The following is an 11,103-nucleotide window of genomic DNA, read 5'->3' as shown; positions in this document are numbered from 1 at the left end:
CACCAACATGTCTATTCTAATTACCTGCGCCTACTTGTTTAATCTTACGTATAAATATTTGTTTGCCCATGCTTCAGCATGGGTTAGGCAGAGCTTCACGGTCTTTATTTTTATTCTGTCGGGCTGGCTTGCCATGATGTTCGGCTTCCGGATGAATGAAACGGCTATATTTGATATGCGCTCTGTGCCGCTTATTTTTGGCACGCTTGTATTTCGTGATCCAAGGGTGCTGCTGATAATCGGGACAGGAATAGCCTTGAGCAGGCTTACTGTGAATGGTGTACACGCTTCCGCAATCACTGGTGCCGTCAACATTGCTTTAGTAGGGATTGCCGCAGCCTGCCTGGTCGTCTGGTTACGGGACAAAAACTGGTCCTTCCGCAATAGAGCCATCGTCGCTATTGTAGCTCTTAATACGCTGCATATGCTGATCATCTCGCTTAATGGTACGCTCCCTGCCCGGGTTTATCTCACGGAGGTGGCTGTCATTACCTATCCGCTTGGTATGCTGCTGAGCACCTTGTTTATCTTTATTATCCGGGATTTCTTCCAGGAACAGAAGAGATCCGATGATATGCGGAAGATGAATGAGATTTTGCGGCGGCAGACAAGGCAGCTCCGTGAAGCCAAGCGGGAGCTGGAGGATAAAGCGAAGCAGCTTGCGTTAAATTCGAAGTATAAGTCGGAATTTATGTTTAATATGTCGCATGAGCTCAAGACGCCGCTCAACAGCATCATTCTGCTGTCTCAGATGATACGTGAGACGGAGGATTACGGTGCAGACAATATGCAGTATGCAGGCCTGATCGAAACGTCGAGCAATGAGCTGCTGCAGCTTATTAATGATATTCTGGATATATCCTCCATTGAAGCCGGCAAGATGGAGATTGTAGCCGTTACCGTGCCGGTTGAAGAGCACGCGGATTTGCTGTACGCGCAATTTCACCCGGCTGCAGCAAAGAAGGGGCTGGCATTTACGGTGCATATAGATGCAGCAGTTCCGCCCATTATTCTATCCGATGGCCTGCGCCTGAACCAGATTCTGCGTAATCTGCTCGACAATGCGTTCAAGTTTACAGACCAGGGTGCAGTGGCGCTGGCAATCAGTGTAGATTCCATAGTGCCTGCGGCTGACCAGGCTCGGTTAAAGGCTGCTCGCACAGGCACCCCGCGGTATATGAGGGGGCCGCTTAAGGGGCAGCGGAATAACGCCGGGCAAGATGGGATCGGCGAGGAACTGTTCCGCCGTGCTGCATGGGCGAAGGGCAAACACAACCATACGGGGGGCATCAGGGATAAGGCACCGGCAAGGCAGCAGGAATGGATTGTCTTTACCGTGCTGGATACCGGGATCGGAATCGATCCGGACAAACAAAGTATCATATTCGAAACCTTCCACCAAGGGGACGGCTCCATTAATCGGCAGTATGGAGGAACGGGACTTGGGTTATCCATCAGCCTCCAGTTGGCCAGACTGCTTGGCGGCAGCTTAACGCTGGATAGCATCCCCGGCAAGGGCAGCATGTTTCAGCTTCGTATTCCAGCATTAGGTCTGGAGACCGGGACCTATGAAGAGAATGAAGAACTCAGGGCTGTTGCCGCAAGAATGGCCGATTAAGAGCGGCGTAATCAAAACAGGGGTAACGCTATCCGGCAGCGTTGCCCCTGTTTTTAATGTAATTGTCATGGCTGCTGCCTGTTACCATCCAGGGACAGCGTCCAGATATGATCGCGTAAGTCGGGCGGCTGGGCCTCCGTAGTCCAGCCGAGAGCGGAAGCCGCATACCGGAGAGGAATCATAGTGGTTCCGCTCGTGAGCTTGGCTGGCACTGGAGTGTCCACTGGAGAGCCGTCCAGACGGGCGGCGTTGGAGCCTACCGTAAGCTGCAGTTCGTGGCTTTCTCCCTTAAGGGTAAGCATCTTGTCCTCGGGGCTCCAGGCCAATCCGGCCTCAAGCAGTTCCGCTGCCTGCTTGGCAGGGACAAGCAGCTCACCATCTGCGGCAGTCTCGTGCCGGGAGAAGCTGACGGGCTGCAGCCGCTTGCCTTCTTGTTTGAATATCCGGTACCGGTGCAGTCCGTATGTCATGCTGGCTGCAGCTTCCCGAATCTGCTGGCGAAGCTGTTCGTTGAACTGTTCTACGTTGTCCAGTGTAACGCGGTACCGGGAATCATCCCGGCCGATCAGCCTGATAATCTGGCTATTAAGCTCCTGCGTATGATGTGATAAATCCTTGTAGAGGTCCAAATTAAAAGTCCAGTCCGCCTTGGCCTGAAAATCGTAGACTCGGACATTAGACATACGGCTGAACCGCTCCTGTATCCATTTCTTCATTGTCAGCTGGTTCTCAAACCTCTGCTCATTGGCTTCCTGCCATACCGCATGCCGCAGCACGCTATACGGGGGATAGTAGAAGATAAATTCCACCTCGCTGTAATCCTGTACAAGCGGCAGAATATAACGGTTGAAGTTCTCCTGTACAACTTCGATCGGAGTCTCACTCAGGCCAAAATACACCTCGCTCTGCCGGGCCTTCGCATAATGCTTCAAGACATGCTCTTCCCCGAATTGAACCCGTGAATTCCAGTTATACAGGTGCTCCAGTTCCTGCTTCCGATCATTTAACAATTGCCTTATAATTTCGCTAAACAGCTGACGGTAAGTGAATTCATTGAACCAGTACCGGTAATCATTCCAGAGCTTATCATCATACAGGTAGCCGGGGAAGGGGCCCTGGTCATCCCGCATGCCATCCCGCAGCGCAAAATAATCCAGGCCCCAAAGGACGCGCTTCGGCTTGCCTGTCTGCAGTGCGAGTCTGGCAATCTCGTATTGCTCAGCCGCCGTAGAGCCGCGTATGGACAGCTTAAGTGTCTGGCCGCCGAGGGCTGCATCGACCTCCGAGGGAAGAAAGTTCTCTGTCATCGAGGTCCCGATAATGATCGTATCGTATTCGTAATTCCTTGCCAGCCCGGGATTTTGGTAGCGCTGCTCCGATGAATAAATAGGCGGGTACCAGGAAGGCTTCCGGTAGTGCTGGAGCGGGTCCACTGCATAGACGAAGGAGCCCAGCAGTACGCCAAGCAGCAGCACGGAGGCTGAAAAGGCGGCCAGCATTCGCTTGGCATCCCGGCGGCGGCAGGCACGGCCGCTTCCAGAGGGTTTGTCCCGGGTCTGTCCAGGTCGGATCTTCATATGCTGTTCCTCCTCTAGAAGTTGAAATACAGGAAGGGTGTTATCCGGTTAAGATAGAGCATGGCTATAACGAACATAACCGCGATCGCTGCGCCAGCACGCCATGAAGGACGAAGCAATGCGAGCCGTTCAGCGGAATTAGGCGCCAGCAGCACCACGGGCATTAGGATGGCAAGCAGCAGAATCGCCGGGAGGTCTTGAATAAGACTGATGTTTCCGATTCCGTTAAGCCCTGCCAATCCCTTCAGCAAGCGGAATGCCTGGGACAGATTCTCTGCCCGGAAGAATACCCAGGTCAGGTTAATGAACAGGAACGTAAGCAGCCATCCGCACCAAGCCGGAAGCGGACGCACCTTTGAAGACCAGAGACGGTGGACGACCAGAGCTGCGCCGTGCAGAAGCCCCCATATAATAAAGGTCCAGCCTGCACCATGCCATATGCCGCCGAGCAGGAAGGTAATCATCAGATTCCGCATTGTAATGACAGTTCCTTTGCGGTTGCCACCAAGCGGTATATATATGTAGTCCCGGAGAAATCGGCTTAGCGTAATATGCCAGCGCCGCCAGAAGTCCTGGATGCTTACAGCCTTATAGGGAGAATTGAAATTTTGGGGGAGCCGGATATTGAAGAGTAGAGCAATGCCTATAGCCATATCCGTATAGCCGCTAAAGTCGAAATAAAGCTGCAAAGTATACGTGAGGACAGCAATCCAGCTGTCAATGGCATTAACAGCATTAGCGAAGCCGTCATTGGCATAAACGGCAAGCGTGTCCGCAATGACCACCTTCTTGAACAAGCCGATACAGAGAATATAACAGCCTCCTGCTGCATGGCTCCAATTCCACTTGTAGCTGCGAAGATGCCGAAACTGTGGCATCATTTCCTTATGGTGGAGGATGGGTCCGGCCACAAGCTGAGGGAAGAATGTGACGAACAATGTATAATTGAGCAGGCTGGATTCCCTTACCCTTCCATAGTAAGAGTCAACCACATAGGCAATCTGGGTGAACGTATAGAAGCTTATGCCAAGCGGAAGTGCCAGATTGAGCAGCGGTAAAGCACTGCCTGTCAGTACATTTACATTGTCAAGCAGGAAGTCGGCATATTTGTACCAGCCCAGCAGCAGAAGATTACCCGCTAACCCGGCTATCATCAGTCCCTTGCGGTAATAAGACGGGGGCGTTATGTCAGCAACGGAGCTGCGCTGCAGCAGCAGACCTACGGCATAGTTGAAGATGATCGAGCCGCAGATGAGCAGGACATAGCGGACATCCCACCAGCCGTAAAATACAAGTGATGCGGCAGTCAGCCAGACTCTAGAAGCCAAGATCAGGCGAAGCCGTCCAAGAAGAAAGTAACCTGCCAAGACAGCAGGGAGGAAGCCGTACAGGAATGTATAGGAGTTAAACAGCATCGATTGATCACGCCCGTCTCTGTCGTTAACTGCGTACAGCTATCATTGGCTGCGATTCATTAGGATTTCGACAGGAGAAATTGTATTCCTTCCATAATGCCCCATTTTTTGAAATGTTACGTCTATACCCTTGTACGTTAGAAGTTACATAGTGGAGACGAGCGAAGGAGAGGTTTGGTTGAGGGAGAGGCACAAGGAAGCCGCCAGTGCGGCCTGCAGGCGACTGGCGGCTTCGCGCAAATAGCTGGACAATGCTCCTACTTCACAACATGAACGGAGCATGCTGTATGCTGTATGACATGCTGACTTACGCTCCCCAGAAATAACTGCTTAAGGCCGCTGTTACCGCGGCTGCCGATCACGATCAGATCAGCCTGCTTATCGGCGGCGGTCTCGACAATCAGCGGGCCCGGGTCGCCTTGTTTGACCGTCACATTAGCCCTGATTCCAGGTGTGGCAGCAATAATGGATTTTGCTTCATCCCCGCGGTTTTGTGCTTCATGCGCGATGGCGGCGTTCGTCTCAGGCGCAGCGGGAACCATCGCTTCACCGACTGACGCAATCGGAATCTGATATACGTGAATTACTTCAAGTGAAGCATTCCAATGCGCTGCAAATTCAATCGCTTTATTCAAAGCACGCAAAGAAGGCTCAGAGCCGTCGTAGGCGACCAGAATAGTCCGGTAACTCATTGGTATCACCCTTTCCCAACGCTTCTTATAGTTACGCTTACCCCTATCGCAATTAGCGTGAAACGGAGGGCGGGTTGAGCCGCAGAACAAGAGTTGACAGTAAATATTAAATTTCGTATTATAGTAAAGGTCTTGCTGATGTAGCTCAGCTGGTAGAGCAACGCATTCGTAATGCGTAGGCCGGGGGTTCGAATCCCTTCATCAGCACCATGGATACAACCAGTCACGGCGCGATTCTCCGGATTATAGGGGAACGCGTCTTTTTTATTCATTCATTGTGCTGTAACGCTGGAGCTCCTTGCGGATCCTCATAATATTATTCCTGGTTTCCTTCACATGCTCGAGCGTGTTGGTGAGCCTTCCGAGATTATCCTGAAGAGCATCAAGCATATCGATATGGCGATGAGTGGCATTACGCAGACGCAGATTAAGCTGCTGCATCTCATTTTGCATACGGTTTTGGGTTGAACGCATAGGTAACTGATCTCCCCCTTAGAAATCGATATAGCCTCAGTATAATGGATTATAATTGTAAAAGTTGTCATAACCCGTCTGTCCTCTAAATAAAATAAAACGCTTCCAAAAGATTGCGTAAAAGCAGGTGAGAATAAAGCTTGCGGCATGCGGAAGAAAAAAAGATAGATGATGCTGTTTCGGACGGCGATTGTTTGGGTAAATAGTAGTTTTAAATAATTATAAATTTTTATATTCATTCGACATATTGCAGCAGAATAACCTAACACGCCTGTTTTATAATAAGAGAGTCTTTATATAACGGACTAGGAGAGATTAATATGTCCAGAACCGAGAGGGCGGATATTCACGAGGAAATTGACCAGCTTCGCTGCGAACTGAATATGTTCTCATCTGAAGATGCGGCCGACCTGTGTCAAGGACCTATATTAGAAATAAGCCAAAAGCTGGATGTCCTTATTGTAGATTATTACCGATCCTTTTATAAGCCGGTTCGATCAGGACCAATCTGCCACGGGTGACAGGAGGCGTCAGTATAGGTGCTGCCGGGTACATGCTGCAGTAAACAGCACAATAAACCGTAGAACTGCCGGTCAGGCATCGTTCTTACGGTTTATTGTGCTGCCGGGGATGGATGTCCGCATGCTTCCCGGCTTATTCAGCGGTGTCCTTGAATTGCAGCGCCAGCTGTCGAAACAGGCGGCTGTAGTAGCCTTCGGCCCGCGGCACTAACTCTGCGGCTGCTGCGGCAATGCTGCGCCGCCGGCTGCTTCCATCCGCCGTATTTCCAGCCCCTCGGCTGGCAGGACAGGCAGATGTCCATAAGGCAATCAGCTGATCGATGTCGGCTTCATAAATGCCAGCTACCGTAATATCATAATACCCCGGTTACGTATCCTTTCCCGCCTGCCGCTTCTGAAACACAACATGCAGCTTGCCCTCCCTGTGCTTGACGAGCCAGCAGTGGAAGGTCTTATGCCAATACCCCTGTCTATGTACTTCATCCCTTGACGCTTGTCCAATCCAGTTTAACTGCTCATCATAAATGTCGAACCGTTCCTTATTCATAGGGCTCAGGTCTCCAAAGGGCGAGGCTCTACCTCAAGCTGAGATGTGCAGTGTGCACAGCGTGTGGCTCGGATTGGTACCTTATGCAGGCAGTAAGGGCAGTCCTTCTCAGTCGGCTCCGGCGGGAGTTCCGGCTCATGGCTGCGAAGGCGGTTCATCGTCTTTACCATGAGGAAGACACAGAGAGCAATAATGATGAAATTGATAATGGTATTGATGAATTGGCCGTAGGCCACGACTGGGGACGAGGAAGCTTTTGCATCGGCAAGTGAAGCATACTCACTACCATCCAGAGTGAAGAAGAGATCGGTAAAGTTAACTCCGCCAAGCAAGAGGCCAATCGGCGGCATGATGATATCTTCAACCAGTGAGGTTACGATGCGGCCAAAAGCACCTCCTACAATGACGCCAACCGCCAAGTCAATGACATTACCCCTGACAGCGAATTTCTTAAATTCTTGTAAAAACGACACGGGCTATACTCCTTTCTGTTCCGGATGACCGCATTATACCTGATTTAATCCGGAAAGGCATCCATAGAAGCATGTCTGCCATGTTTCACAGATTATAAAGGATTTTCTTGGAATTTGTCGAATTTTAACAAAGATTACATAGGCGTATAGAGTGGGGTTGGTAGCTTGGCTGGTTTGTTTAGTTCTAATCAATCATTGTTTGTCTTCATTTCCTTGATGATCAGCATCATGTCCTCATACACAATGTTTCATTTTATCAGTCATTACAAAAGCGGGATGAGAGAGCGGCATTACGGCATGATCGGGGGAGCGGCGGTGTTTGGGTTCGGCTTGTCTTCCATGCACTTTGTGGGGATGCTGACCTGGGACTATATGATCTCGTTCGGCTGGCATCTCGGGCTTATCTTCGTTCTGGGTGCCGGCTTTGCCTACCTGGCCTATATCCGCCTCGGGGGAACCGGCAGTCTGCGCAGGATTATGGCCAGCCTGTACGTGTCTGCGGGCGCACTGGCCATCCATTACGTCAACATGATCAGCGGCCCAATCAGCCGCTTCCATATGGATTTGGGACTCTTCCTGATGTCTGTGCTGCTTATCCTGGCCGGGTCGTGGGGAGCCTTTTACCGCTTTGACCGTAAGGAAGGGAATTTCAAGCTGGTCAGCGCCATTCTGCTCGGCAGCTCGGTAGCGGGCATGATACTGATCGGCATGGAAGCCGTTACAATTGAATACAGGGACATCCTAACTGCTGATAAGTTAAATGATATGATGATGCTTCTGGTTATAATTATTGGCTTCGAAACGCTGTTCGTACCGCTTGGCAGCCTTGCGGCCTGGTTCATGAACCGGCGGTTTAATGTGGTGGACGAACGATACAAGCTGCTTGTCGAGAATTCCATGGACATGATTGCGATTATGAGGGATGGCAGGTGGGAGTATGTGAACAAGGCGGGACTACAGATGTTCGAAGCGAAGCGGGAGGAGGAGATGATTAACCGGTCTGTCTTCGATTTTCTGCATCCCGCCTATCATGAGCAGCTTCGGGAGCAGCTTGTAAATCTGAACGGGGATTACGACAATTCCCGAGCTCCAGAGGAGCAGGAATGGTATACCGTCACCGGGAAGCTGCTGTATACAGAGGTTGTCAAGACGCTGACGAGCTTTGGCGACAAACCGGCTATACAGGTCATTGTGCGCGATATTTCGGAGCGAAAGAAAAATGAGGAGCTGTTGATCAATTCGGAGAAGCTCTATGTTGCAGGTCAGCTTGCAGCTGGTATTGCCCATGAAATCCGGAACCCGCTAACCTCGCTGAAAGGCTTCCTGCAGCTGATGGCATCGGGCAGGGCGGCAAACAGCCAGTATTTCGATATCATGAAATCAGAGCTGACCCGTATTGAATCGATTGTAAGTGAAATGCTGATGCTGTCAAAGCCCCAGATCTATGAGCTGGCGGTAAAAGATATCCGGACGATTTTGAATGATACGGTCATTCTGCTGGAAGCGCAGGCCCTCATGCATGGGATAATGCTGGAACTTAAGCAGCATGGATCCCCGCTTTGGGTGAATGGGGTTGAAAATCAAATCAAGCAAGTCTTCATTAATATTATGAAAAACGCGATTGAAGCGATGCCGGATGGAGGAACAATATCAGTCACCTGTTTTGGCGAAGATGACACTGTGATCGTAAGGATCGTGGACGAGGGTCCGGGCATAGCAGGAGACCAGCTGCAGAAGATGGGCCAGCCTTTCTATACGACCAAGGATAAGGGAACCGGTCTTGGGCTAATGGTCAGCTACAAGATCGTTGATAACCATAAGGGAAAAATTCGGGTAGACAGCCGCCTGGGCACGGGAACGACAATGGATATTATCTTTCCTCTGGCTGACCGGGATGCTGCTGCCGGAGAAGCGGAAGCGCCAGGCGGTGAACAGAAGAATCATTCATTTGCAGGATAAGGCAGTGCGGAATAAAAAAAGCTGTCCCGGCTCTTAAGTGAGCCCGGACCAGCTTTCGTTGCTCTAAGGGGCTTTATACAGCTCCTCAGCCGATAATTAGATCTTCCTTCGGATAATGATAATGCTGCTTATTCTTGCGGCTTCGGAACATGAAGAGCAGGGAGAGCATTCCGATCCGGCCAATGAACATGATAATGATCAGCACCCATTTCCCTTCATTAGAGAGGGTGGGGGTAATTCCCATGGATAGTCCGCTTGTACCGAAGGCCGAGCATACCTCGAACACGATAGCCATTAAAGGCAGGTAGCCGGTCTCGGTGTAGCCGAGCACCATAATACCCATTACTACAAGCAAAGCGGCGGCTGTAAATACGACAAAGCTCTTCGTAACATCCTCCTGCTTGATCGCCCGCTTGAATGCCCTGACCTCGCTGCGGCCAAGCGCATAATTGAAGAGCGTCAGCAGGATCACTCCGAATGTTGTTGTCCTCACACCGCCTCCCACACTGGAAGGACTTGCCCCGATAAACATGAGAACCGATAGCAGCACCAGTGAGGAAACGCTAAAGGCGTTTATATCCATTGTAGCGAGCCCCCCGCTTCGGGTCGAAATCGAATTGAACAGCGCATAGAATAACTGTTCATGCCACGGAAGCGACTGGAAGTGGAGATTGTGCTCGAAGAACCAGATCCCAACAGCGCCAATGATCACCAGAACGAAGAACATGACCCCTGTCATTTTGGTATAGAGCGAGAACCGGAACTGCTTATGCTTGCCGAATAAGTACTCGCTCACCTCAATAAGTACAGGGAACCCGATTGCACCGAGAACCAGCAGCAGCATCGTGATGCCCTGTACGATATAATCGTTAGCAAAGCGGTACAGTGAATCGCCGTAAATATCAAAGCCTGCATTGGTGAAAGCCGAAATGCTGTGGAAAGTGCCATGAAGAAAGGCGGACAGCCAGTTATCAGCATAGCCAGCGGCCCTGAAGTACACGGATAACAGAACAGCGCCCACAGCTTCGATTCCGAGCGCAATCAAAAAGACAAGCCGCATGAGGTACACCAGACCTGATAAATTATGCCGGTTCTGGTCAACCATGATGAGCCGTCTGTACGACAGACTGATGTTGCGGCCCAGAACAAGCCAGAGGAATGCGCCAAGTGTCATAATGCCAATGCCGCCAAGCTGGAACATGAATAATAGCATGACTTTACCTGTTCCGCTGAAGGTCGCAGCTGTGCTGACCACAGTCAGGCCGGTTACACTTACGGCGCTGGTTGCGGTGAACAGGGCATCCATCCATGACAGCTGTGCTCCATCCCGGAGGCTGACCGGAAGCTTTAGCAGAATGGTGGATAAGGTCACGGCGATCAAGTATCCGAGCACGATAAACTGGGTTGGCGTCAGACGGGTGACATAACCGCGCAGGGAGGTGCGGTAACGGGTAACCCGGTTGCGAAGTGTCTTCAGGTCCATTTGGCCGCCCACAGCTTCATTTCCTTGATGATCCGGTGAAGGTCCTCCCCTTTGGGTGTGAGCGTGTATTCCACAGTTACGGGAACGGTAGGGAATACATGCCGCTCAAGCACGCCCTTATCCTCCAGATGCCTCAGTGTGCTGGTTAAGGCACGAGGGCTGACAGCCGGTATGGATTTTTGCAGCTCGCCGAATCGTTTGGTGCCGCCGAAGAGCTCACGGAGAATGAGGAATGCCCATTTGCCGCCCAGCACTTCAAGCGTTTTCTCAATATTGCATGCTATACTTGCAGGAGTCTTCGGTATGTAGTTATCCGGTGAAGAAGACATTCGTTAAACCTCCTA

General features: G+C 51.0%; 11 protein-coding genes and 1 tRNA gene. 4 read left to right on the top strand and 8 right to left on the bottom strand.

Features of this window, described 5'->3' with window-relative positions; all coding sequences use genetic code 11:
* Positions 1 to 7 precede the first annotated feature (7 nt).
* Entirely contained in the window at positions 8 to 1,618 is a 1,611-nt protein-coding gene (locus L1N82_RS15515; RefSeq protein ID WP_235288360.1) for an ATP-binding protein, read from the top strand.
* A gap of 65 nt (positions 1,619 to 1,683) precedes the next feature.
* On the opposite strand, the gene L1N82_RS15510 is transcribed toward L1N82_RS15515, so the two are convergent.
* The 3 genes from L1N82_RS15510 to L1N82_RS15500 form a co-directional block, all read right to left on the bottom strand.
* Positions 1,684 to 3,195, bottom strand: a complete 1,512-nt coding sequence (locus L1N82_RS15510) for a copper amine oxidase N-terminal domain-containing protein (protein ID WP_235288359.1) — start codon at positions 3,193 to 3,195, stop codon at positions 1,684 to 1,686.
* Positions 3,196 to 3,209: 14 nt separating this feature from the next.
* Positions 3,210 to 4,610 (bottom strand): MBOAT family O-acyltransferase, encoded by a 1,401-nt coding sequence (locus L1N82_RS15505; protein WP_235288358.1) that lies wholly within the window; start codon positions 4,608 to 4,610, stop codon positions 3,210 to 3,212.
* 257 nt (positions 4,611 to 4,867) lie between these two features.
* Positions 4,868 to 5,302, bottom strand: coding sequence for a universal stress protein (locus L1N82_RS15500; RefSeq protein WP_235288357.1), 435 nt, complete (start codon positions 5,300 to 5,302; stop codon positions 4,868 to 4,870).
* Between the two features lie 134 nt (positions 5,303 to 5,436).
* On the opposite strand from L1N82_RS15500, the gene L1N82_RS15495 reads away from it, so the two are divergent.
* Positions 5,437 to 5,512, top strand: a tRNA-Thr gene (locus tag L1N82_RS15495).
* 54 nt (positions 5,513 to 5,566) lie between these two features.
* Here L1N82_RS15495 and L1N82_RS15490 read toward each other — a convergent pair.
* Complete coding sequence (locus tag L1N82_RS15490; RefSeq protein WP_235288356.1) at positions 5,567 to 5,776, bottom strand: hypothetical protein; 210 nt, start codon at positions 5,774 to 5,776, stop codon at positions 5,567 to 5,569.
* Positions 5,777 to 6,096: 320 nt separating this feature from the next.
* On the opposite strand from L1N82_RS15490, the gene L1N82_RS15485 reads away from it, so the two are divergent.
* Complete coding sequence (locus tag L1N82_RS15485; RefSeq protein WP_235288355.1) at positions 6,097 to 6,297, top strand: aspartyl-phosphate phosphatase Spo0E family protein; 201 nt, start codon at positions 6,097 to 6,099, stop codon at positions 6,295 to 6,297.
* Positions 6,298 to 6,664: 367 nt separating this feature from the next.
* On the opposite strand, the gene L1N82_RS15480 is transcribed toward L1N82_RS15485, so the two are convergent.
* On the bottom strand, positions 6,665 to 6,844 hold the full coding sequence (locus tag L1N82_RS15480) for an NUDIX hydrolase (RefSeq protein ID WP_235288354.1): 180 nt from the start codon (positions 6,842 to 6,844) through the stop codon (positions 6,665 to 6,667).
* Positions 6,845 to 6,849: 5 nt separating this feature from the next.
* The gene (mscL, locus tag L1N82_RS15475; protein WP_235288353.1) at positions 6,850 to 7,317 is read right to left on the bottom strand and encodes a large conductance mechanosensitive channel protein MscL; all 468 of its coding nucleotides are present in this window, start codon (positions 7,315 to 7,317) and stop codon (positions 6,850 to 6,852) included.
* 243 nt (positions 7,318 to 7,560) lie between these two features.
* Here mscL and L1N82_RS15470 point away from each other — a divergent pair, with 243 nt between their 5' ends.
* Positions 7,561 to 9,276, top strand: coding sequence for an ATP-binding protein (locus tag L1N82_RS15470; RefSeq protein ID WP_235288352.1), 1,716 nt, complete (start codon positions 7,561 to 7,563; stop codon positions 9,274 to 9,276).
* Positions 9,277 to 9,361: 85 nt separating this feature from the next.
* Here the strand turns inward: L1N82_RS15470 and L1N82_RS15465 are convergent, their stop codons facing one another.
* Both L1N82_RS15465 and L1N82_RS15460 read right to left on the bottom strand, forming a co-directional pair.
* A complete protein-coding gene (locus L1N82_RS15465) occupies positions 9,362 to 10,759 on the bottom strand; it encodes a TrkH family potassium uptake protein (protein ID WP_235288469.1) in 1,398 nt (465 codons plus the stop codon).
* A complete protein-coding gene (locus L1N82_RS15460; RefSeq protein WP_235288351.1) occupies positions 10,750 to 11,088 on the bottom strand; it encodes a winged helix-turn-helix transcriptional regulator in 339 nt (112 codons plus the stop codon). Before L1N82_RS15460 ends, L1N82_RS15465 begins: the two co-directional genes overlap by 10 nt.
* Between the last annotated feature and the right edge of the window lie 15 nt (positions 11,089 to 11,103).

This window comes from Paenibacillus tarimensis, from assembly GCF_021532315.1.
In the GTDB taxonomy this organism is placed as follows: domain Bacteria; phylum Bacillota; class Bacilli; order Paenibacillales; family Paenibacillaceae; genus Paenibacillus_I; species Paenibacillus_I tarimensis.
This window is presented reverse-complemented; position numbering and strand designations above follow the sequence as displayed.

What these genes read in the sequence shown, in the direction of transcription:
- L1N82_RS15500 (WP_235288357.1), bottom strand. Translation starts at nt 5,302, where the DNA reads ATGAGTTACCGGACTATTCTGGTCGCCTACGACGGCTCTGAGCCTTCT.
- L1N82_RS15490 (WP_235288356.1), bottom strand. Translation starts at nt 5,776, where the DNA reads ATGCGTTCAACCCAAAACCGTATGCAAAATGAGATGCAGCAGCTTAAT.
- L1N82_RS15480 (WP_235288354.1), bottom strand. Translation starts at nt 6,844, where the DNA reads ATGAATAAGGAACGGTTCGACATTTATGATGAGCAGTTAAACTGGATT.
- L1N82_RS15510 (WP_235288359.1), bottom strand. Translation starts at nt 3,195, where the DNA reads ATGAAGATCCGACCTGGACAGACCCGGGACAAACCCTCTGGAAGCGGC.
- L1N82_RS15470 (WP_235288352.1), top strand. Translation starts at nt 7,561, where the DNA reads ATGTTTCATTTTATCAGTCATTACAAAAGCGGGATGAGAGAGCGGCAT.
- L1N82_RS15505 (WP_235288358.1), bottom strand. Translation starts at nt 4,610, where the DNA reads ATGCTGTTTAACTCCTATACATTCCTGTACGGCTTCCTCCCTGCTGTC.
- L1N82_RS15460 (WP_235288351.1), bottom strand. Translation starts at nt 11,088, where the DNA reads ATGTCTTCTTCACCGGATAACTACATACCGAAGACTCCTGCAAGTATA.
- L1N82_RS15515 (WP_235288360.1), top strand. Translation starts at nt 8, where the DNA reads ATGTCTATTCTAATTACCTGCGCCTACTTGTTTAATCTTACGTATAAA.
- L1N82_RS15465 (WP_235288469.1), bottom strand. Translation starts at nt 10,759, where the DNA reads ATGGACCTGAAGACACTTCGCAACCGGGTTACCCGTTACCGCACCTCC.
- L1N82_RS15485 (WP_235288355.1), top strand. Translation starts at nt 6,097, where the DNA reads ATGTCCAGAACCGAGAGGGCGGATATTCACGAGGAAATTGACCAGCTT.